The organism is Nonomuraea sp. B208, assembly GCF_057536035.1.
In genome coordinates this window covers 326,341-346,967 of the sequence record NZ_BAAJOU010000025.1, presented here as the reverse complement: position 1 = coordinate 346,967, position 20,627 = coordinate 326,341, and the positions used below count along the sequence as shown (strand labels likewise).

General features: G+C 71.2%; 19 protein-coding genes. 14 read left to right on the top strand and 5 right to left on the bottom strand.

From position 1 onward, the window contains the following. Positions 1–121 precede the first annotated feature (121 nt). From AC27IY_RS29760 to AC27IY_RS29720, 9 genes are read left to right on the top strand one after another with little or no spacing between them, the layout of a single operon-like run. Positions 122–2,281: an Agd3-related carbohydrate deacetylase gene (locus tag AC27IY_RS29760; protein WP_487179928.1), complete on the top strand. Its 2,160-nt coding sequence runs from the start codon at positions 122–124 to the stop codon at positions 2,279–2,281. Further along, positions 2,278–3,687, top strand: coding sequence for a GT4 family glycosyltransferase PelF (gene pelF, locus AC27IY_RS29755; RefSeq protein WP_487179927.1), 1,410 nt, complete (start codon positions 2,278–2,280; stop codon positions 3,685–3,687). The genes AC27IY_RS29760 and pelF overlap by 4 nt, the downstream gene beginning before the upstream one ends. Next, positions 3,684–5,090, top strand: a complete 1,407-nt coding sequence (locus AC27IY_RS29750) for a hypothetical protein (RefSeq protein WP_487179926.1) — start codon at positions 3,684–3,686, stop codon at positions 5,088–5,090. Before pelF ends, AC27IY_RS29750 begins: the two co-directional genes overlap by 4 nt. Positions 5,091–5,112: 22 nt before the next feature. Then, positions 5,113–5,841 carry a sugar phosphate nucleotidyltransferase gene (locus AC27IY_RS29745; protein WP_364459244.1) on the top strand — a complete coding sequence of 243 codons (729 nt, stop codon included), beginning with the start codon at positions 5,113–5,115 and terminating at the stop codon, positions 5,839–5,841. After that, complete coding sequence (locus tag AC27IY_RS29740) at positions 5,838–6,707, top strand: NAD-dependent epimerase/dehydratase family protein (protein ID WP_487179925.1); 870 nt, start codon at positions 5,838–5,840, stop codon at positions 6,705–6,707. Before AC27IY_RS29745 ends, AC27IY_RS29740 begins: the two co-directional genes overlap by 4 nt. Then, entirely contained in the window at positions 6,704–7,606 is a 903-nt protein-coding gene (locus AC27IY_RS29735) for a glycoside hydrolase family 191 protein (protein WP_487179924.1), read from the top strand. The genes AC27IY_RS29740 and AC27IY_RS29735 overlap by 4 nt, the downstream gene beginning before the upstream one ends. Before the next feature lies 1 nt (position 7,607). Further along, the gene (locus AC27IY_RS29730) at positions 7,608–8,909 is read left to right on the top strand and encodes a nucleotide sugar dehydrogenase (RefSeq protein WP_487179923.1); all 1,302 of its coding nucleotides are present in this window, start codon (positions 7,608–7,610) and stop codon (positions 8,907–8,909) included. Next, positions 8,906–9,859, top strand: a complete 954-nt coding sequence (locus AC27IY_RS29725; RefSeq protein ID WP_487179922.1) for an NAD-dependent epimerase/dehydratase family protein — start codon at positions 8,906–8,908, stop codon at positions 9,857–9,859. The genes AC27IY_RS29730 and AC27IY_RS29725 overlap by 4 nt, the downstream gene beginning before the upstream one ends. Beyond that, positions 9,856–10,548 (top strand): hypothetical protein, encoded by a 693-nt coding sequence (locus tag AC27IY_RS29720; protein WP_364459258.1) that lies wholly within the window; start codon positions 9,856–9,858, stop codon positions 10,546–10,548. The genes AC27IY_RS29725 and AC27IY_RS29720 overlap by 4 nt, the downstream gene beginning before the upstream one ends. 25 nt (positions 10,549–10,573) lie before the next feature. On the opposite strand, the gene AC27IY_RS29715 is transcribed toward AC27IY_RS29720, so the two are convergent. From AC27IY_RS29715 to AC27IY_RS29700, 4 genes are all read right to left on the bottom strand, one after another. After that, entirely contained in the window at positions 10,574–11,620 is a 1,047-nt protein-coding gene (locus tag AC27IY_RS29715; RefSeq protein ID WP_344208177.1) for a 2-oxoacid:ferredoxin oxidoreductase subunit beta, read from the bottom strand. Next, entirely contained in the window at positions 11,613–13,457 is a 1,845-nt protein-coding gene (locus tag AC27IY_RS29710; protein ID WP_487179921.1) for a 2-oxoacid:acceptor oxidoreductase subunit alpha, read from the bottom strand. The genes AC27IY_RS29715 and AC27IY_RS29710 overlap by 8 nt, the downstream gene beginning before the upstream one ends. 126 nt (positions 13,458–13,583) lie before the next feature. Next, positions 13,584–13,676: a putative leader peptide gene (locus AC27IY_RS29705; RefSeq protein ID WP_350778063.1), complete on the bottom strand. Its 93-nt coding sequence runs from the start codon at positions 13,674–13,676 to the stop codon at positions 13,584–13,586. A 33-nt stretch (positions 13,677–13,709) separates the two neighbouring features. Further along, positions 13,710–15,332, bottom strand: coding sequence for a polysaccharide deacetylase family protein (locus AC27IY_RS29700; protein ID WP_487179920.1), 1,623 nt, complete (start codon positions 15,330–15,332; stop codon positions 13,710–13,712). A gap of 141 nt (positions 15,333–15,473) precedes the next feature. Here AC27IY_RS29700 and AC27IY_RS29695 point away from each other — a divergent pair, with 141 nt between their 5' ends. From AC27IY_RS29695 to AC27IY_RS29675, 5 genes are all read left to right on the top strand, one after another. Continuing rightward, positions 15,474–15,845: an NADH-quinone oxidoreductase subunit A gene (locus AC27IY_RS29695; RefSeq protein WP_423451258.1), complete on the top strand. Its 372-nt coding sequence runs from the start codon at positions 15,474–15,476 to the stop codon at positions 15,843–15,845. A gap of 52 nt (positions 15,846–15,897) precedes the next feature. Further along, on the top strand, positions 15,898–16,428 hold the full coding sequence (locus AC27IY_RS29690; protein WP_091079859.1) for an NADH-quinone oxidoreductase subunit B: 531 nt from the start codon (positions 15,898–15,900) through the stop codon (positions 16,426–16,428). Further along, complete coding sequence (locus AC27IY_RS29685; protein WP_423451257.1) at positions 16,425–16,967, top strand: NADH-quinone oxidoreductase subunit C; 543 nt, start codon at positions 16,425–16,427, stop codon at positions 16,965–16,967. The genes AC27IY_RS29690 and AC27IY_RS29685 overlap by 4 nt, the downstream gene beginning before the upstream one ends. A 20-nt stretch (positions 16,968–16,987) precedes the next feature. Beyond that, positions 16,988–17,929 (top strand): NADH-quinone oxidoreductase subunit NuoH, encoded by a 942-nt coding sequence (gene nuoH, locus AC27IY_RS29680; protein ID WP_329586622.1) that lies wholly within the window; start codon positions 16,988–16,990, stop codon positions 17,927–17,929. A gap of 136 nt (positions 17,930–18,065) precedes the next feature. After that, positions 18,066–19,091, top strand: coding sequence for a hypothetical protein (locus AC27IY_RS29675; protein WP_487179919.1), 1,026 nt, complete (start codon positions 18,066–18,068; stop codon positions 19,089–19,091). Positions 19,092–19,197: 106 nt separating this feature from the next. Here the strand turns inward: AC27IY_RS29675 and AC27IY_RS29670 are convergent, their stop codons facing one another. Beyond that, entirely contained in the window at positions 19,198–20,481 is a 1,284-nt protein-coding gene (locus tag AC27IY_RS29670) for a serine/threonine-protein kinase (RefSeq protein WP_449946902.1), read from the bottom strand. Positions 20,482–20,627 lie beyond the last annotated feature (146 nt).

Below are 20,627 nucleotides of genomic sequence, written 5' to 3'. Positions count from 1 at the left end.
GCTCGTGAGGAAACTGTGTTGAAACGTAAATGAAATTGGTCATCCGCACACTCGGGAACTGGCTGATGGTCCGTACGTCAGCCATCGGAGCATTCGTGCCATCAGTGCCGAATGGGGGGATATGGTGGGTTCTTTTCGGCATTTCCGAAAGACGGCTTTTGCGCCGTCGAGGCGGGCGCTGGCCCTGGTCAGCGCCACCGCCATCATCATCGGCCCGAGCGCCGCGCCGGCGCTCGCGGCCACACCAGAAACCGAGACCGGCGATCATCACGCGCACGCCGCTCCTTTGCGTGCGCCCATTGATCGCCCGAAAGCGGAGAAACTCGGACCACTTCCGGCGAAAAAAGGCACAATTCCGGTAGAACGGTCCACCACGGCCGCTCGCTCCTCCGCCGCGCTCGCCGCCGCCGCCAACGACCGCGTCGCGCTGCGCGTGCTCGTGGTCGCCGTGGACGAGGACGACTGGGGCGTCGCCACCTGGCGCTCGGTGCTGGGCCGGGTCGGCGCCCAGTACGACGTGCTCTACAGCAAGACCCAGCCGCTGACCGCCGCCGACCTCGTGCAGGCCGACGGGACCGGCAAGTACAACGCGGTCCTGCTGACCAACAACTCGCTGCTCTACAACGACGGCTCCGGCTACGTCAGCGGCCTCGACGCCACGGAATGGAACGCTCTCTGGGCCTACGAGCGCGACTACGGCGTCCGCCAGGTCTCCCTCTACACCGCCTACGGCACCTTCCCCGAGGACTACTGCCTGCGCGCCGGCAGCGAGGGCGGCGTCGGCACCACCCCGATCTCGACCGCGCTCACCACGACCGGCGCCGGCGTCTTCGACTACCTCAAGAACACCGCGAACGTCCCGATCTCGCAGTCCTACGTCTACCGCTCCACGCTGGCCTCGGGCTGCACCGCCGACGCCGTGCTGACCAGCGGCTCCGACGTGCTCGGCGTCCGCAGCACGTCCGCCGACGGCCGTGAGCGCATGGCGCTGACGTTCACCTCCAACCAGTACCTGCCCCAGGCGGACCTGCTCACCTACGGCCTGTTCCGCTGGGCCACCAGAGGGCTGTTCCTCGGCGAGCAGCGGCACTACCTCAACGCCGACGTGGACGACTGGTTCAACAACACCGACCACCTGTACGCCGACGGTCACCTGGAGACCAGCCCCGGCTACCGGCTGACCTGGTCGGACGCGGTCAGCACGTACAACCAGCAGAACAGCTTCAAATCCGCCAACGCCCTGGCCGACACCTTCAAGCTGAACATCGCCTACAACGGCGAGGGCTCCGACCAGTACGCCCTCCCGTCCTGCCTGCTCCCGATCCTGCTGCAGGACGCCCTCACCAACTACTCGCGCTGCCGGGCCTCCTCCTTCACCTGGGTCAACCACACGTTCTCGCACCCGAAGATGAACTCCACGGACTACGCGACGAGCCGCGCGGAGATCCAGAACAACCTCACCAGGGCCGCCGCGCTCGGCCTCTCCGCGGACCCGACGGTGCTGAAGACCGGTGAGTACTCCGGCCTCGGCGTCTACCACCCCGACCCCAACAACGACATCGACCCGCCCACCGACTACGGCCTGGCCGCCTCCAACCCCAACCTGCTGCAGGCCGCCAAGGACCTCGGCGTGAAGTACCTGCACGGCAACATGTCGTTCGCCAGCCACCAGCCGTCCTGCTTCAACTGCGGCATCCGGCACCCGCTGCAGCCCGCGGTGATGGTGGTGCCCGACTGGCCGACCAACATCGCCTACCACACGACCACGCCGGCCGAGGAGACGCTGTTCTACAACTCCTACTACGGCCCCAGCGGCAAGTTCCCCTACTGGCCGGTCAACCAGACCTACACCCAGGTCATCGACCACGAGAGCGACGTGGCGATGCAGCACGTCATGTCCGGGTCGGTCTACACGCACACCTTCCACCAGGGCAACCTGCGCAACTACGGCTCCAACCGCAGCCTCGTCTTCGACTGGCTGAACGGCGTCATGGCCAAGTACAACACCTGGTACAAGGTCCCGCTCCTCACGCCGAACTGGGGCTCGCTCGCCCAGTACGTCGACCAGCGGACCACGCACTTCGCCGGCCTGTCCGGCGTCAGCGCGGTCTACGACCGGGTGGCGGGCACGGTCACCTTCACCGCCACCGGCAGTGACGCCGCCGTCTTCGCGACGAACGTCAACGCCGCCGGCGCCACGGCGTACGGCACCGACAAGGTCGCCCGCCTCACCCTCACCGCCGGGGTCCCTGTCACCGTCCCCGCGAGCGTGCGCCCGTGAAGGTGACGCTGGTGTCCGAGGGCACCTACCCGTTCGCGATGGGTGGTGTCAGCGTCTGGATGGACCAGCTCATCCGGGGCATGCCGGACTACCGCTGGGACGTCGTGACGATGACCGTGGACGGTGGGGAACGGCCGGTGTGGGATCCGCCGGCCAACCTCGAACAGGTGGTCTCCGTACCCCTGTGGGGCAACGTGCCCCGGCGCCCCTCGCGGGCGCCGGGGGGCGCTTTCACCGAGGCGTACGGACGCTTCCTGGAGATGGTGCTGACGCCGGCCGTCATGGGCGACGGCAGCGCGGAGTTCCTGGCGGTGCTGGAGTCGCTGCACCGCTTCGCGCACGAGGGCGGGGACCTGCTGGGCGCGCTCACCGCCAACGAGTCGCTGACCCAGCTCATGGACGCCTGGTACTGGAACAGGACCGACGGGCTCACCCTGGCCGACGCCATCACGGCCGGGGACCTGATGGGGCACATGCTGCGCCCGCTGGCCGAGCCGGCGCCGCGTACGGACCTCATGCACGTGGCCATGAACGGCCTCAGCATGCTGACCGCGATGTCCGCCAAGTGGCGGCACGGCACCCCGATCGTGCTCTCCGAGCACGGCGTCTACCTGCGCGAACGCTACCTCCAGTACGTGGACGAGCCGGTCTCGCACGCCGTCAGGGTGCTGCTGCTCAGCTTCTTCCGCCGACTGGCCGGGGCGGCGTACGTGGCGGCCGACCGCATCGCGCCGCACTCGTCGTACAACCGGCGCTGGCAGATCCGCAACGGCGCCGACCCGGACCGCATCCGGATCATGTACAACGGCGTGGACCCGGACGAGTTCCCGCCGGTCGAGTCGGCCCCCGACGAGCCCACGCTGGTCTTCATGGGGCGCATCGACCCGCTGAAGGACCTGCACACGCTGCTGCGCGCGTTCGCCATCGTGCGGGAGAAAGTGCCCGACGCGCGGCTGCGCATCTTCGGCGGCGTACCGGACGGCAACGAGCCCTACCACGAGAGCTGCCTGCAGCTCGCCGAGGAGCTGGGGGTCACGGACGCGGCCCGGTTCGAGGGTCGCGTCACCACCCCCGCCGCCGCCTACCACGCCGGCGACGTCGTGGCGCTGACCAGCATCTCCGAGGGGTTCCCCTACACCGTGGTCGAGGCCATGGCGTGTGGCCTGCCGGTGGTCGTCACCAACGTCGGCGGGGTGGCCGAGGCGGTCGGCGAGGCCGGGATGGTGGTGCCGCCGCGCGACCACGTGGCCGCCGCCGAGGCGATGGTGCGCCTGCTGCGCGACACCGGGTTGCGCCGCCGGCTCGGCGCGCTGGCCCGCGAGCGGGTGCTCGAACGCTTCACCCTGCGGCAGTCGCTGGACGACTACCGCTCGGTCTACGAGGAACTGCTGGGGGTCACCGCATGACCGCTGTGGAGCCGTCGACGTCGCGCTCCATGGACGACCTCATCGAGCCGATGGGGACCGGCGCCTTCCGCGCCGTCGAACCGCTGCAGGTCGCGGCGATGCTGGAGTCCCAGGGGCTGAGCGACAGGATCGCCCGCGAGCGGTACGGGCACGACGACGTGTTCTCCCTGGCCGAGGCCGCGTACACGCACATCAGGACCCTGGACAGGCCGCGCCCGCCGGTCGCCGAGGCGCCGCTCAAGCGGGCCAGGCCGTTCGCCCAGATGCTGCACGGGCTGCTCTACGGCCTGCCCGCCGCGCTGCTGCCCGCGGCCTCCGGGCTCGTGGGCGCCCAATGGCTGATGCCGGGCCTGGTGCTGACCACCGGGCTCGGCTGGGTGATCGGCAGCGGGGCGGCGCACCTCGCGTACACGCTGGTGGGGCGGGGCTATCCCCGCTCGGCCGGGCGGGTGTTACGGACCGGGCTGCTGCTCGGGGTGCTCGGGGCCACGGCGACGGCCGGGCTGCTCGCCCTCGCCATGGGCGGGCCGCTCGCGCTGGTCGCGCTCTGCGTCACGCAGGTGGCCTTCCAGATCGCCTCCGGCATGCTGCTGTTCTACCGGCGCGAGCTGTGGCTCGGCGTGATCATGCTGCCCGGGGTCATCGCCGGCCTCGCCTACGTCGGCCTCGCCGACCGGTGGGTGGGCCTGCTGGCGGTCTGCGTCGGCGTGGTGTGCGTGGCCGGCGTCGTCGGGGCCGCGCTGCTGCTCACGCTCGCGCAGGGCGAGGCGACCGGGAAAGAGCCGCCGCTGCGCCGCCTGTCGCGCTCCCACCTGCGCGGGCTGCTGCCCGCCCTGGCCTGGGCCACGCTGACCGCGCTCTTCCTGCTCCAGGCCGAGGCCCGCTACGTGCTCGACCGGAGCGACATCGCCGTCGCCGGGGCGGGGCTCGTGCTCGGCATGGGCCTCCTGGAGTACCGGGCGCACCGGTTCGACGACGACGCGCGGGCCTCCGTCCGCGACGTCTGCTACCCCGCCGACTTCACCCGCCGCGGCCGGTGGCTGGTCGCCAAGGGCCTGCTGACCTGCCTCGCGGCGCTGTCGGTGCTCTCCGCGCTGCCGCTGGTCTTCCTGCGCGTCACCGGCGGGCTCACCCCGGAGAGCGTGACCATGGCGGTCGCCCACGTGACCGTCGGGGGCGCCTACTTCGTGGCGTTCCTGATCGCCAACCAGGGCAAGGTCGTCCATCTGTGCCTGGCCCAGGCGGCGGCGCTGGCCGTCCATCCCACGGGGCGGCTCCTGCTGCCGGGCGGCGGCTCCGCGCAGGCCGACGTGCTGCTCTTCGCCGCCGCCTCGCTGCTGTTCCTGCTGATCCTGCTGGTCCTCATGAGCCGCGGACTCAGGGACGTCAGGAAGTACCGCTGAACCATCGACCGGGAGGCTTCCCATGCACGTCGTCATCCTCGCAGGCGGCAAAGGAGTGCGGCTGCGGCCGTACACCTCGGCGCTGCCCAAGCCCCTGGTGCCCATCGGGGAGGAGTACGCGATCCTCGACATCATCCTCCGGCAGCTCACCAGCCAGGGCTTCACCCGCGCCACGCTCGCGGTCGGCCACCTGAGCCCGCTCATCCGCGCGTTCGTGGGCGACGGCTCCCGCTGGGGGCTGGAGGTGGACTACACCGAGGAGGTCACCCCGCTGTCCACGATCGGGCCGCTCTTCCCGATCAGGGACCGGCTGCCCGAGCACTTCCTGGTGATGAACGGCGACGTCCTCACCACGCTCAACTACGCCGAGCTGCTGGCCAGGCACGTCGAGGCCGGCGCGCCGCTGACCGTGGCGACCTCCCCGCGGGTCGTGAAGATCGACTTCGGGGTGCTGGAGACGAGCGGCGGCCAGATCACCGGCTTCCGCGAGAAGCCGCTGCTCAGCTACCTCGTCAGCATGGGCGTCTACGCGCTGTCGCGCGACACCATCGCCCACTACCCGGACGGCATGCCGTTCGGCTTCGACGAGCTGGTGCTCGACCTGCTCGCCCACGACCGGCCGCCGGGCTGCTTCGAGTTCGACGGCTACTGGCTCGACATCGGCCGGCCCGACGACTACGACGAGGCCAACGCCCGGTTCGAGGAGATCCGCTCGCTGCTGCTGCCGACGGATCGGGAAAGGGTTCGATGAGCACTGTCGTCGTCTTCGGGTCCACCGGCTTCCTGGGCCGCCCGGTGGCCGAGCTGCTGGCGGGCGACCCCCGGGTGTCCCGGCTGATCCGCCCGCGCCGGGCCGAGCTCGACCTGCTGGCCGCCGCCCCCGCCGACGTGGCCGACCTGCTGGGCGAGAGCCGCCCGTCGGTCGTGCTCAACTGCGTCGGCCGGATGTCCGGCCGCTACGACGAGCTGGTCCGCGGCAACGCCGGGGTCACCGCCGTGCTGCTGGAGGCGCTGGCCGCCGCCGCGCCGTGCGCCCGGCTGGTCCGGCTCGGCTCGGCCGCCGAGTACGGCCCCGCCCTCCCCGGCACCGCCCAGCGGGAGGACGGCCCTGCCCGCCCCACCGGCGCGTACGGCATCAGCCACCTGGCCGGCACCCTGCTGGTCGAACGGGCCCGCGAGGTGGACGCGATGTCCCTGCGCGTGTTCAACCCGGTCGGCCCCGGGGTGTCCGCCGTCAACGTGCTCGGCCGGGTCCGCGACCTGATCAGGGCCGCGACCGGCGACATCGAGCTGGGCCCGCTCGACGCCACCCGCGACTTCGTGGACGTGCGCGACGTCGCCGCGGCGGTGGTCGCCGCCGCCTTCGCCGACGATCCCGCCGAACGGGTGATCAACGTCGGCAGCGGCCGGCCCGTGCCCGTCCGGCAGGCGGTCAGGCTGCTCGCCGCGGCGAGCGGGTTCGCCGGCGAGATCCGGGAGAGCGCCCCGGAGTCCGGCCGCTCCGACACGAGCTGGAGCCAGGCCGACACCGGGCGGGCGCTGCGCGTGCTCGGCTGGCGGGCCGGCGTCCCGCTGACCGACTCGATCAAGGCCATGACGGCGGAGGAGAGCGCGTGAGGCGGCTCTGGACGGCCGTGCTGCTGGCCGGGCTGCCGGCCGCGCTCACGTCCTGCGCGCCCCGCGTCCCGCTGACCGAGGTGCGCTCCTTCACCTACGTCCTGCAGAACTACCCGGGCGGCCGGCTCGACACGGTCGCCCGCGCCCCGCACCAGCTCGCCATCGTGGACCTGTCCCGCGACGGCACCACGGCCGGCTACTTCTCCGCGAAGGAGGTCGCCAAGGTCCGGGACACCGGCAAGACCGTCCTCGCCTACTTCGAGATCGGCAGCATCGAGCGGTTCCGCACCGAGGCCCGCACCCTGCCCGCGGACCTGAAGCTCAACCGCTGGCTCGACTGGCCGGAGGAGCACTTCGTCCGCTACTGGGACTCCCGCTGGTGGGACCTCGTGCTGCGGCCGCGCGTCGACCAGGCGCTGCGGGCCGGGTTCGACGGGGTCTACCTCGACACGCCGCTCGCGTACGAGGAGATCCACCTCGACCGCGTGCCCGGCGAGACCCGCGCGAGCCTCGCCCGCCGCATGAACGAGCTGATCGTCAGGATCAGCAGGTACGCCAAGAAGGTGCGCCCCGGCTTCCTCATCGTCCCGCAGAACTCGCCCGAGCTGCGCCTCCAGCCCGGCTACGTCGAGGCGATCGACGGCATCGGCATGGAGGAGCTGTTCTTCCGCGCCACCGGCCGCCCGTGCGACACCGGCTGGTGCGCCGAGAACCTGGCGCACGCGCTCGCCCTGCGCAGGCTCGGCAAGGCCGTGCTCGCCACCGACTACGCCACCCGCCCGGCCGACGTGGCCGCGGCCTGCGCCCGCTACCGCCGCCACGGCATCGCGGGCAACGTCACCGTGGTCGAACTCGACCGCGTCAGTCCCCTCTGCACCGCTGCGAAAGAAGGAGCTTGAGATGCCGAAGACCGTCGGCGTGATCGGCATGGGCTATGTGGGCCTGACGCTGACCGCCGCCCTGGCCCGCAAGGGGTTCGTCGTGCACGGCGTGGACGCGAACCCGCGCGTCGTCGAGGCGCTGTCCAACGGTCGGATCCACGTTTACGAACCCGGCGTGCAGGAAGAGTTCGCCGAGCACCTCGGCAGCGGCATCACCGTCGCCGACCGGCTGCCCGACACGCCGCTCGACGCCGCGATCCTGTCCGTCTCCACGCCCGTGGACCTCGCGACCGGGCGGCCCGACCTGCGCAACCTGGCCGCCGCCGCCGAACACGTCGCCGCCACCTGCCGGCCGGGCACGCTCGTCGTGGTCCGTAGCACCGTCCCGATCGGCACCTCCCGCTCGGTCGTGCTGCCCGCGCTCACCGCCCGCTGGGGCGACGACGTCCGGCTCGTCATGGCGCCCGAGCGCACCATCCAGGGCCAGGCGCTGCGCGAGCTGGTCGAGCTGCCCCAGGTCGTCGGCGGGCTCGACGAGGAGAGCCTGGAGGCGGGCGTCGCGCTCTTCGCCGGCCTCGCCGAGCAGGTCGTGCCGGTGTCCGGCCTGGAGACCGCCGAGATGGTCAAGCTGTCCAACAACTGCCACACCGACCTGATCTACGCCTTCGGCAACGAGCTGGCGCTCATCGCCGAGCAGCACGGCCTCGACCCCCTGGAGGTCATCAGGGCCGCCAACCTCGACTATCCCCGGCCCGACCTGGCCAGGCCCGGGTACGTCGGCGGCGGCTGCCTGTCGAAGGACCCGTACCTGATGATCGCGAGCACGCGGCGGCCGCCGTACCTGGTGGACCGGGCGCGGGCGCTCAACGAGCGGCTGCCCGCGCACGTCGCCGAGCGGATGGTCGAGCTGATCCGCGAGAGCGCCGGACGCACTGAGGGGGTGCGGCTGTCGGTGCTGGGCTGGGCGTACAAGGGCTGGCCGGCCACCGACGACATGCGCGGCACCCCCATCGCCGAGATGATGCCGCTCTTCCGCGCCGTCGGCCTGACCGTGCTCGGCCACGACCCGCTCGTCCCCGACGACGTCATCCGCGAGTACGGCGGCGAGCCCGTCAGTCTGGACAAGGCGTTCGCCGACGCCCACGCCGTCCTCGTCATCAACGACCATCCCGACTACCGGGGGCTGGAGGTCGAGTCACGGCTCGCCACCTCCGGGGTGCGGGTGGTGTTCGACTCCTGGCGCATCCTGGACGAGGCGGCGATCATCCGGCACGGCGTCCGCTACGCCGGCATCGGCTACCTGGCGGAGGAGCGGGCATGAGGGCGCTGCTGCTGGGCGGGGCCGGCTTCATCGGGCTGCACCTGGCCCGCCGGCTGCTCGCCGACGGGCACGAGGTGACCGTCGTGGACGACTTCTCGCGGGGGCGGCGCGACGACGCGCTCGCCGGGCTGGCCGTCGAGGTGCGCTCGGCCGACCTCACCGACCCGGCCGCGTACGACGCCCTCGAACCCGGCTGGGACCAGGTGTTCATGCTGGCCGCCGTGGTCGGCGTGCGCAACGTCGAGTCCGGCCCGGCCCGGGTGCTCCGGGTCAACACGCTGTCCCTGATGCACCTGCTGGACTGGATGGGGCCGGGGCGCGGGCGGCTGTTCTTCGCCTCCACCAGCGAGGCGTACGCCGGGGCGGTCAGCACCGGGCTGGCCGCCGTGCCGACCGCCGAGGACGTCCCCCTCGTCATCGAGGACGTGGGGTCGGCGCGGCACACGTACGCGATCAGCAAGCTGCTCGGCGAGGCCGCGGTGCTGCACACGGCGCGGGCCAAGGGGTTCGAGGCGGTCATCGGCCGCTTCCACAACGTCTACGGCCCTCGCATGGGCGCCGACCACGTCATCCCCGAGCTGTCGCTGCGGGCCGGACGCGGCGAGGACCCGTTCACCCTCTACGGCGCCGACCAGAGCCGCGCCTTCTGCCACGTGGACGACGCCGTCGAGGCGGTCGTGAGGCTCATGGCCGAGCCGCGCGCGGCGGGCCGGATCGTGCACATCGGCAACGACGCCGAGACCAACATCGGCGACCTGGCCAAGCTCGTCCTGCGCATCGCGGGCGCGAACCCGGAGATCCGGCACGTGCCCGCGCCCCCCGGCTCGGTCGCGCGCCGCTGCCCCGACCTCACGCTGCTGCGCGAGCTGACCGGGTACGAGCCGCGCGTCGCCCTGGAGGACGGCGTCCGCCGGACCTACGCCTGGTACCGGGAGTCGTGGACCGGATGACGCAGCCCATCGCGTTCTACTACGGGGCGGGGGAGCTGGAGCGGCTGTCCGGCTTCGACAAGGTCGTGCTCCAGGCGGACTTCTACCGCCCGGACGAGCTGGACCTGCTGCGCGGGCGCGGCACGCAGACCCTCGGCTACCTGTCGCTGACCGAGGACGCCGGGCCGCCCGCGCCGTGGCACCGCGCCGAGCACAACCCCGACTGGGGCGGCGCGTTCGTCCACACCGGCGACCCCCGCTGGGTGGCGCACGTGGTGGAGCAGGCCCGTACGGCGATCGGGAAGGGCTTTCGCGGGTTGTTCCTCGACACGCTCAACATCGAGCAGACCTACCCCGAGGACCTGCCGCACCTGCTCTACCTCATCGCCGCCATCCGCGAGGAGACGCAGCCGGAGTACCTGCTGGCCAACCGGGGCTTCGGGCTGCTGCCGCAGCTCGCCGACCTGGTGGACGGCGTGCTGTTCGAGTCGTTCTCGGCACGCTGGGTGGACGCCGGCAACTACGCGCCCTGGCCGGACGACGTGCTGGAGGTCCACGCCTCCGTGGCCGAGCGGCTGCTCGGCCTCGACGTGGACCTCTACGCACTTGACTACGCCGACAACGACGAGCTGTGCGACTTCGCGCGCCGGCGGGCGCGCGAGTTCGGCATGCTCTGCTTCGTCAGCGACAGGGTGCTGTCGCGGATCTGAGCCGTCGGCCGGTCAGTTGACGCGCCTAGTTGATGCGCCAGGTGTCGCCGCCCAGCAGCAGCTCGCTCAGGTCGCCGGGGCCCTGCCGCTCGGCCGCCTCGTCGAGCTGCTCGGCCATCAGCGTCTCGTAGGAGGGCCGGTCGACGCTGCGGAAGATGCCGATCGGGACGTGCTCGAAGGCGGGCTCGTCCAGGCGGGACAGGGCGAAGGCGAGGCTGGGGTCGGGGTTGTGCACGTCGTGCACGAGGATCTGGTCCTCGGTCACGCTCGCGCGGGGCACGACCTCGATGCCGCCGTTCGCGCCGCGGACCACGGCCTTGGTGGCGCTGGCGATCGGCTGCCCGTGCTCCAGGCGCAGCGTGATGTCGTCACGCAGGCCCGGGTCCTTGAGCGGCTCGAAGGCGTTGTCGTTGAAGATGTTGCAGTTCTGGTAGATCTCGACCAGGGAGGTGCCGCGGTGGGCGGTGGCCTCCCGCAGCACCGACTGCAGGTGCTTGCGGTCGGAGTCGATGGTCCGGGCGACGAACGAGGCCTCGGCGCCGATGGCCAGCGAGATCGGGTTGAACGGCTTGTCGAGCGAGCCCATCGGCGTCGACTTCGTGATCTTGCCGACTTCGCTGGTGGGGGAGTACTGGCCCTTGGTCAGCCCGTAGATCCGGTTGTTGAACAGCAGGATGTTGAGGTTGACGTTGCGGCGCAGCGCGTGGATGAGGTGGTTGCCGCCGATGGACAGGGCGTCGCCGTCGCCGGTGACGACCCAGACGCTGAGGTCGGGGCGGGAGGCCGCCAGGCCGGTGGCGATGGCGGGGGCACGGCCGTGGATCGAGTGGAAGCCGTAGGTGTTGAGGTAGTAGGGGAAGCGGGAGGAGCAGCCGATGCCGGAGATGAAGGCGATGTTCTCCCGCTTGAGCCCGAGCTCGGGCAGGAAGGACTGGACGGCCGCGAGGATCGCGTAGTCACCGCAGCCGGGGCACCAGCGCACCTCCTGGTCGGACTTGAAGTCCTTCAGGCTCTGCTTGGCGTCGGTCTTCGGGACCAGGCTGAGGCCCCTGCCGTTGACGAGCTCAGTCACTGTCGATCACGTCCTGGATGACTCCGGCCAGCTCCTCGGCCTTGAACGGGAGCCCGCGCACACGGTTGTAGCTGATGACGTCGACGAGGTAGCGCGCGCGCAGCAGCAGCGCGAGCTGGCCCAGGTTGATCTCGGGCAGCAGCACCTTGTCGTAGCTCTTGAGCACCTCGCCGGTGTTGGCCGGCAGGGGGTTGAGGTGGCGCAGATGGACCTGGGCGACCTTGCCGCCGCCCGCCCTGATGCGGCGCACGGCCGCGGCGATCGGCCCGTAGGTCGAGCCCCACCCGACGACCAGCACCTTCGCGTCGCCGTCGGGGTCGTCCACGACCAGGTCGGGAACGTCGATGCCGGCGATCTTGGCGGCCCGGGTGCGGACCATCAGGTCGTGGTTGTCGGGGTCGTAGGAGATGTTGCCGGTGCCGTCGGCCTTCTCGATGCCGCCGATCCGGTGCTCCAGCCCGGCGGTGCCGGGGATCGCCCACGGCCGGGCCAGGGTCTCGGTGTCCCGCTTGAACGGCAGGAACGTGCCGTCCTCACCGTTGGGGTCGGTGGTGAACTCCTGCGAGATGTCCGGCAGGTCGGACACCTCCGGCAGCCGCCACGGCTCGGAGCCGTTGGCGAGGTAACCGTCGGACAGCAGCATGACCGGGGTGCGGTACTTCACCGCGATCCTGGCCGCCTCGATGGCGGCGTCGAAGCAGTCGCTCGGCGACATCGGCGCCACGACCGGCACCGGCGACTCGCCGTTGCGGCCGAACAACGCCATCAGCAGGTCGGTCTGCTCGGTCTTGGTCGGCATGCCGGTGCTCGGCCCGGCCCGCTGCACGTCCACGATGATCAGCGGCAGCTCGGTGGTGACCGCGAGGCCGACCGTCTCGGCCTTCAGCGCCACACCGGGGCCGGAGGTGGTGGTCACGCCGAGCGCGCCGCCGAACGCGGCCCCGAGCGCCGCGCCGACGCCGGCGATCTCGTCCTCCGCCTGGAAGGTGCGGATGCCGAACCGCTTGTGCTTGGACAGCTCGTGCAGGATGTCGGAGGCCGGCGTGATCGGGTAGGAGCCCAGGAACAGCGGCAGCTTCGCCTGCACGCTCGCGGCGATCAGGCCGTAGGCGAGCGCCTGGTTGCCGGAGATGTTGCGGTAGACGCCGGGCGCGAGGCGGGCCGGCTTGACCTCGTAGGAGACCGAGAACGACTCGGTGGTCTCGCCGTAGTTCCAGCCCGCCTGGAAGGCCGCGATGTTGGCCTTGGCGATCTCGGGCTTCTTGGCGAACTTGTTCTCCAGGAACTTGATCGTGTGCTCGGTCGGCCGATGGTAGAGCCAGCTCAGCAGGCCGAGGGCGAACATGTTCTTGGAGCGCTCGGCGTCCTTCTTGGACAGGTCGAAGCCTTCGAGGGCCTTGACCGTGAGCGAGGTCAGCGGGACCGCGTGCACCCGCCACTCGGCCAGCGAGTCGTCCTCCAGCGGGTTGGTGGCGTAGCCGACCTTCTGGAGGTTGCGCTTGGTGAACTCGTCGGTGTTGGCGATGATGTCGCTGCCCCTGGGCAGGTCGCCGAGGTTGGCCTTGAGCGCCGCCGGGTTCATCGCGACCAGCACGTTGGGCGCGTCGCCCGGCGTGAGGATGTCGTGGTCGGCGAAGTGGAGCTGGAAGCTCGACACGCCGGGAAGGGTGCCCTGAGGGGCGCGGATCTCGGCCGGGAAGTTGGGCAGCGTCGACAAGTCGTTGCCGAACTCCGCCGTGCCCGCGGTGAATCGGTCGCCGGTGAGCTGCATGCCGTCGCCGGAGTCGCCGGCGAACCGGATGATCACGCGGTCGAGTTGCTGGACCTGCTTTGCCACAGCCGCTCAGTCCTCCTCGACGCGCCGGGGCGCGGTTGCATTGGGCGCGTTCTCTGTTTCCATGCTAGATCCTCGGAAGGGTCACGCGTTTGCAAGCCGCCGAACGCGGGTAAACGCGGTGGGAAGTCAGGGTGAGATCGGAGAACGACGACGACACAGCCCGGACGCGAGCCTGCAGAGATCGACATGCAGGCGGGCGAACAGGACGGTACGGGTCACGAGCGCCAACTATACGTCCCTCCGACCCGTGGGCTACGTCAGGGGCTGCTTGCGGGACGGCTCACTCCCTGACCTGTACAGGCGTCCGGCCTGCATGCCGGCAGGTCCGTACAACTCTGGAACGGTGACGAAGGTGTAACCCTTCCCGCGCAACCGCTTGAGGATGTCCGGGACCGCGGCCACGGACTCCCGGTGGATGTCGTGCAACAAGATGATCGCACCTGGATGCGCGTCGTGCACGCTTCTGTCCACGATGTCGCGGGTCGCGCCGCCCTGCTGGTCGGCGGCGTCCACGTCCCAGGTCACCAGCGGGAAGCCCTGGTCCCGCGCCACGTTGCGCAGCATCCCGCTCACGGCCCCGTACGGCGGCCGGACCAGCGTCGGGGCCTGGCCGATGGCCGCGGCCACCGCGTCGCGGGTGCGCTCCAGCGAGTCGGCGATCTTGGCGGTGCCCGGCTTCGACAGGTCCGTGTGCGACCAGCTGTGGTTGCCGACCAGGTGGCCCTCGTCGCTCATCCGGCGCAGCAGGTCCGGCTGGGCGGCCGCGTTGGCGCCGACGACGAAGAAGGTCGCGCGGGCGTTCTCGCGCTTCAGGATGTCCAGGAGCTCGGCGGTGTGGGGGCTGGGGCCGTCGTCGAAGGTCAGGGCCACGCACTTGGTGGCGGCGCAGTTCACGGTGCCGGCGCGGTTGCTGACGGCGGCGGGGGAGCGCGGCGGCGCGGCGAACGGGCCGCCTGGCATGTCGTTCTGCGGGGTGCCGGGGGTGTCGCCGGGCGCGCCTGGCGTGTCGTTCTGCGGGGTGCGGTGTGTGTCGCGGTGTGTGCCGGCGGGCGGGCCATCAGGCGTGTCGGCGGATCGGGGAGCGGTGCCGGTGGCGCGGCCGCTGTGGGCGGTGCCGTCGAGGGTGGCCTGCTGGGCCCGGTGGCCGAGCTCCGACAGCAGCGGGGCCGCCCTTTTCGCGGGCACGGCCACCGCGAGCCGCCCGAGCCGGCACGGCGTGAGCTGGCAGTCGTCGAACTCGACCACCAGGTCCCCGGCGCGGTTGAAGGCCATCGAGTCGAACTGGTCGTCGTCGGCCGTGACGGCGTCCCGCTCGACCTGCGCGCCCCGGTCCTTGAGCTGCTCCTTGACCAGCGTCACCAGCCGCCGCCTGGCGTCGTCGCCGGCGAGCAGGCCGGTGGAGCCGGTGGTCGTGCCGGAGCGGGGGTCGTACCAGAGCGTGCGGGTGGAGTTCTCCCAGCGCGCGCCCGTGAACTCGCCGGTGCGCAGCCGCACCCCGACCGCGTCGGGGGAGGCGGCGGCGAGCTGCCATTCGACGTTCAGCTCGGGCCGCGGGTCGGAGATCTCGTCGCCGGTCCGCGTACGGAAGTCGCGGAGCTGCCGTCGCGCCTGCTCGCGCAGCGCCGTGACGAGCGCGGGCGCGCCGGCCAGCGAGGGGTAGGTGATGTGCACGTAGCGCGATCCGTGGGCGGCGTGGCCCTCGGTGACCGTCTCGGTGGACAGGCCGGAGACGCCCGCCGGATCGACGAAGTCGATCATCGTCGGCTCTGCCGGGACCATGACGTTCTGCTCGGGGCCGGCGGCGGCGGCGAGGCCGCACCCGCCGGTCGAGAGGGTCAGCAGAGCGACTCCGAAGACGAATCGCTTGTTGTGCATGAATGTCACATTATGGTGCTGATCATGCCCTTTGTGACGATTTGTAGGGATGTGGCAGGGACTTTGACGGAGCTTGGGTTTAGCTCACCTTCGGGGGCTGGGGCCCTGGGTTCCGCGGAGGCGGCGGGCTACGATCGCGTCATGGACGGCTATTTCGGGTCGTACGTGCTGGTCGCCGCGCTGTTCGCCATCGGCGTCGCCATCGTGGCGGGGGCCCTCACGGTCAACCGCCTGCTCCGCCCGACCCGTCCCACGCCCGACAAGCTGACCACGTACGAGTGCGGGGTCGACCCCGTCGGCGAGGGCTGGGCGCAGTCGCAGGTCCGCTACTACGTCTTCACCTACCTCTACGTCGTCTTCGCCGTGGACGCCGTCTTCCTCTTCCCCTGGGCCACGATCTTCGACGCGCCCGGCTACGGACTCACGACGCTCGCCGAGATGTTCGTCTTCCTCGGCTTCATCGCGCTCGGCATCGTCTACGCCTGGCGCAAACGCGTCCTCACCTGGACCTGAAGTCCCGGGGGTCGCCTTTGCGGCACGCCCGATAAGCGGGAGAATGGATGACATGGCAGCGACGGATCTCCCGATGCCCACCGTGGGCCCGGTCTCGCGGCTGGCGCCCAAGCCGATGCGCTTCGTGCTCAACTGGGGCCGCCGCTACTCCCTGTGGGTGTTCAACTTCGGGCTGGCCTGCTGCGCCATCGAGTTCATCGCCACCTCCATGAGCCGGCACGACTTCATCAGGTTCGGGGTCATCCCGTTCGCCAACGGGCCGCGCCAGGCCGACCTCATGATCGTCTCGGGCACGGTCACCGACAAGATGGCGCCCGCCGTCAAGCGCCTCTACGAGCAGATGCCCGACCCCAAGTACGTCATCTCGTTCGGCGCCTGCTCCAACTCCGGCGGGCCCTACTGGGACTCCTACTGCGTGACGAACGGCGTCGACCAGATCATCCCCGTCGACGTCTACGTCCCCGGCTGCCCGCCCCGCCCCGAGGCCCTGCTCCACGGCATCATGAAGCTGCAGGAGAAGATCGCCGGCGAACGGCTGAGCGACCGCTACGTGTGGTCCAGGTCGCACGGGGAGGAGGCGTGACCGACCTGCTCGCCCGCCACTTCGGCGACCGGGCGGCCATCACCGAGTCCTACGGCGAGACCACCGTCGACGTGGCGCCCGCCGACTGGATCGAGCTGCTCACCTTCGCCCGCGACGACCTCGGCCACGTCTTCTTCGACTGGCTGACCGGCGTCGACGAGCCGCCCGACGCCTTCGTGATCGTCGCCCACGTCTACAACCCGGCCGGCCGCGAGCGCCTGCTGCTGCGCACCCGCGTCTCGCGCGCCGAGCCGCGCCTGCCGAGCGCCGTCGGCGTCTACCGGGGGGCCGACTGGCACGAGCGGGAGACGTACGAGATGTTCGGCGTCGTCTTCGAGGGCCACCCCAACCTCGTGCCGCTGCTCCTGCCGGACGGTTTCGAGGGCCATCCGCTGCGCAAGGACTTCGTCCTCGCCGCCCGCGTCGCCAAGGCGTGGCCCGGCGCGAAGGAGCCGGGGGAGTCCGGGCACGGCGCGCCGAGCCGCCGCAAGACCCTGCCGCCGGGCGTGCCCGCCGATTGGGGCACGCCGCCCACCTGACCCCCGCTGGGAGCCGCCCGATGCTGCACGTGGTGCTGAGCTTCGCCGTCATCATCGTCGTGTTCCTGGTGCTGCCGCTCATCGTCGGGCAGACCGAGCACAAGGTCATGGCCCACATGCAGTCGCGCCTCGGCCCCATGTACGCGGGCGGCTTCCACGGCTGGGCGCAGCTCATCGCCGACGGGGTGAAGTTCGCCCAGAAGGAGGACGTCATCCCGGCCGCGGCCGACCGCCGCATCTTCATGATCGCGCCCGGGGTGGCGCTGGTGCCGTACCTGGTCGTGCTCGTCGTCATCCCCTTCGACCGCGACTTCGTGGCCGTGGACCTCGACCTCGGGCTGTTCTTCGTGCTGGCGGTCATGGGCGTGGGCGTGCTGGGCGCGATCATGGCGGGCTGGGCGTCGGCGAACAAGTACTCCGTGCTCGGCGGCATGCGCGCGGCGGCCCAGCTCATGTCGTACGAGCTGCCGCTGGTTCTCGCCGCCTCCTCGGTCGCGATGGCCGCCGGCACGCTGTCGATCCCCGGCATCGTCGAGGCGTGGCAGTGGTGGTGGCTGCCGTGGCAGGCGGTCGGGGGCGTGGTGTTCTTCGTGGCCGGGCTGGCCGAGCTGCGGCGGCCGCCGTTCGACATGCCGATCGCCGAGTCCGAGATCATCATGGGGCCGATGACCGAGTACACCGGCATGCGCTTCGCACTGTTCATGCTCGCCGAGTACGCCGGGATCGTCGTGCTGTCCTTCCTGACCGCCGTGCTGTTCCTGGGCGGCTGGCACGGGCCGTTCCTGCCGGGGTGGCTGTGGACGCTGCTGAAGGTGTTCGCGCTGGCGTTCGTGGTGATCTGGCTGCGGGTGACGTATCCGCGGCTGCGCGAGGACCAGTTGCAGAAGCTCGCGTGGGTGGTGCTGGTGCCGCTGGCACTGGGACAGCTCGCCCTGACCGGAGTGGTGAAGGTCCTGCTCTGAAACACCGCCGCGAAGCCGCCGGAAAGAGCCATCCTGTAGGAGGACACGAACGAGCGGGGACGGGGCGGTGGAGCCGCCCGGCACACGGGGTCGGTGGCGCTTGCACGAACGCGAAGGGTCAGGAGGCGGCGGCGGGATGCGTGAACCCGACGGCTCAGCGGGTGGCGGCGGGGTGAGTGGCTCAGGACGCGACGGCTCAGGGGGTGGCGGCGGGGTGCGCGAACTCGTCCCGGCGACGGGCGCGACGGCCAGAAGCAAGCGTCCCCAACTCGCGATGACCGCCGACGCGGGCATCCTGACGGTCACCGACCGCATGTCCGGCGAGACGGCGCAGGTCAAGCCCGCCTCCCTCTACCTCTACCGCCACGAGCGCCCCGGCTCCGAGGATCTGTACGGCGTCGCCGCCCTCGACGCCGACGGCCTCGTCCTGCTCGACCTGCCCGGCGGCTGGCACATGCCCAGCGTGAAGGACCTCGCCGCGCAGGCCGGGATCCCGGTGTCGGAGACCCGCTACCAGACCCCCGCCCGGATCGGCGCGAACCTCGCCGCCCGCGCCCCCGGCTGGCGGCGCTTATCCGGCCTGCCCCGCCGCCGCCGCTTCACGAAGGTGCACAAGATCGCGGTCGCCGGCGCGGGCGTGGCCGGCCTGGCCGTGATGACGATCCTGGCCGTCAACGGGATGTGGTTCGCCTGGCGCGGCGTGGCCACCCTGGGCCGGATCCTCGTCGACCTGCTGGAGGTGAAGTGGCTGTTCCTCGCCTTCTTCAGCCCGCTCCTCCTGGTGATGCGTCCCATCACCGGGCGGCTGCACCGCTGGCGGGTGGGGCAGGGCTCGATCGTCGGCCCGCCGTCGGGGCCGTACCTGGTGGGCCGGCAGCCCAGCACCCTGGAGGTCGTCGGCGGCGTGCAGACCCTCGCCACCATGCGCCGGGGCCGCGCGCCCGGCCTGGCCGCCGGCCTGCTCCTCTACCGCCACGAGGACCTGACCGGTCTGTTCATCCTGGACAGCCTCGGCAAGGCCCTCCACCACCTGCCCGGCCCGTGGCCGGCGGCCGACCTCGACCGCTTCGCCAAGCGCAACGACCTGACGCTGGCGGTGCACGGGTTGACGCACGACGAGTACACGACCCTCGCCAAATCCACCAAGTCCGCCACGCCCTGACGCCGGCTCGCTCTGGCCCGTCACGCCGGCTCGCTCTGGCCCGTCACGCCGGCCCGCCCCGGGCCCCGTCACCTCTGCCCCCAGCTTGGGCCGGCCCCCGGTCGCCTCAGTGGATGATGGCCAGCATCACATCCGAGGCCGACGGCCGTTCGTCCGGCCGCTTGTTGAGGCACGACCCCACGATCCCCCGCAACCCCGGCGGCAGCGGCGACAGATCCGGGTGGACCGTGAGCACCCGGTTGAACACCGCCGGCACCGTGTCCTCCCCGAACGCCGGCCGCCCCGTGGCCGCGAACATCATCGTCACCGCCCAGCTGAAGACGTCCGAGGCCGGCCCCACAGCCTCGCCCGTGAGCTGCTCCGGTGACATGTAGGGCGGAGTGCCCACCATCTTCCCGGCCGTCAGCGTCACCTGGTCGAGTCCGCGCGCGATCCCGAAGTCGATCACCCGTGGCCCGTCCGGCCCGATGAGCACGTTGCTCGGCTTGAAGTCCCTGTGGACGACGCCCGCCTTGTGGATGGCCGCCAGCGCACCGGCTGTGGATAACGCCAGCCGCGTCAGCCCGTCCTCGTCCCGTGGCCCGTGCTTCTTGACCAGTTGCTCCAGCGACGGCCCGTCCACGAACTCGCTCACGATGTACGGGAATCGTCCGCTGATGTCGACGTCCAGGACCCGGGCTGTGGAGAACGTCGCCACCCGCCGCGCCGCCTCCACCTCACGCGCGAACCTGGCCCGCGCAGTCTCGTCCACAAGGTCGTGCAGCACCTTGACGGCGACCCGAGTCCCGTTGGGCGCCGCCGCGAGGTAGACCGATCCCTGCCCGCCGCGCCCGAGCGACCTGAGGACCCGGTAGTGCCCGATCCACTCGGGCTCGCCGGGCCGGCGCTGGTGGCTGGGCTCGGTGCTGCGCTGCTGAACGTTCATGGGCGGCGGCGTCGGGCGCTGGCCGCCCATGACCGGAACGTGCCGCTGATCCCCCATGACCGGCATGGGCCGCTGACCGCCCATGGGAGACACCTGCGTCGGACGCTGGTGCAGGGGCGGATACATCGGCGGACGCAGCCGCGCCCGGACCATCCTCGGCACCAGCACCGCCGCATGGACGACGCCGCCGAACCACGCCGCGACCAGCCCCACCGACACCAGGAAGTCGAGCGGCTGCGGGATGTCGTCGATGTTGTCGTACGAGAGCGCGCCGATCACGAAGGAGCCGATGCAGACGAGGTAAACCGAGGCGGCGACGGCCTGGAGGGCACTTCGCAGCCAGTACGCGGCGAACCCGATGGTGAACGGGGTCGCCAGCCCGCACGTGAGGAGAGGCAGGCAGGCCCACACGACGGCGGCCGCCCACGCCCCTCCGCTCGGACGGACTGCTTCGCTGTGCTGCATGGCGGGAAGACTATCGCCCCGTCGTGGTTCATACCGGGCATGCGCTCAGCTTGTGGATAACCACCCCTCATTCTGTGGATGGCTGTGGAAAACCTGGGGACAACACCCCCGCTCATTCACGTGCGCGCCCACTTGCGCCATGATGT

Excerpts from the sequence above, each read along its gene's own strand:
- AC27IY_RS29760 (WP_487179928.1), top strand. The coding sequence starts at position 122 with ATGGTGGGTTCTTTTCGGCATTTCCGAAAGACGGCTTTTGCGCCGTCG.
- AC27IY_RS29750 (WP_487179926.1), top strand. The coding sequence starts at position 3,684 with ATGACCGCTGTGGAGCCGTCGACGTCGCGCTCCATGGACGACCTCATC.
- AC27IY_RS29745 (WP_364459244.1), top strand. The coding sequence starts at position 5,113 with ATGCACGTCGTCATCCTCGCAGGCGGCAAAGGAGTGCGGCTGCGGCCG.
- AC27IY_RS29740 (WP_487179925.1), top strand. The coding sequence starts at position 5,838 with ATGAGCACTGTCGTCGTCTTCGGGTCCACCGGCTTCCTGGGCCGCCCG.
- AC27IY_RS29730 (WP_487179923.1), top strand. The coding sequence starts at position 7,608 with ATGCCGAAGACCGTCGGCGTGATCGGCATGGGCTATGTGGGCCTGACG.
- AC27IY_RS29725 (WP_487179922.1), top strand. The coding sequence starts at position 8,906 with ATGAGGGCGCTGCTGCTGGGCGGGGCCGGCTTCATCGGGCTGCACCTG.
- AC27IY_RS29720 (WP_364459258.1), top strand. The coding sequence starts at position 9,856 with ATGACGCAGCCCATCGCGTTCTACTACGGGGCGGGGGAGCTGGAGCGG.
- AC27IY_RS29700 (WP_487179920.1), bottom strand. The coding sequence starts at position 15,332 with ATGCACAACAAGCGATTCGTCTTCGGAGTCGCTCTGCTGACCCTCTCG.
- AC27IY_RS29695 (WP_423451258.1), top strand. The coding sequence starts at position 15,474 with ATGGACGGCTATTTCGGGTCGTACGTGCTGGTCGCCGCGCTGTTCGCC.
- AC27IY_RS29690 (WP_091079859.1), top strand. The coding sequence starts at position 15,898 with ATGGCAGCGACGGATCTCCCGATGCCCACCGTGGGCCCGGTCTCGCGG.
- nuoH (WP_329586622.1), top strand. The coding sequence starts at position 16,988 with ATGCTGCACGTGGTGCTGAGCTTCGCCGTCATCATCGTCGTGTTCCTG.
- AC27IY_RS29675 (WP_487179919.1), top strand. The coding sequence starts at position 18,066 with ATGCGTGAACCCGACGGCTCAGCGGGTGGCGGCGGGGTGAGTGGCTCA.
- AC27IY_RS29670 (WP_449946902.1), bottom strand. The coding sequence starts at position 20,481 with ATGCAGCACAGCGAAGCAGTCCGTCCGAGCGGAGGGGCGTGGGCGGCC.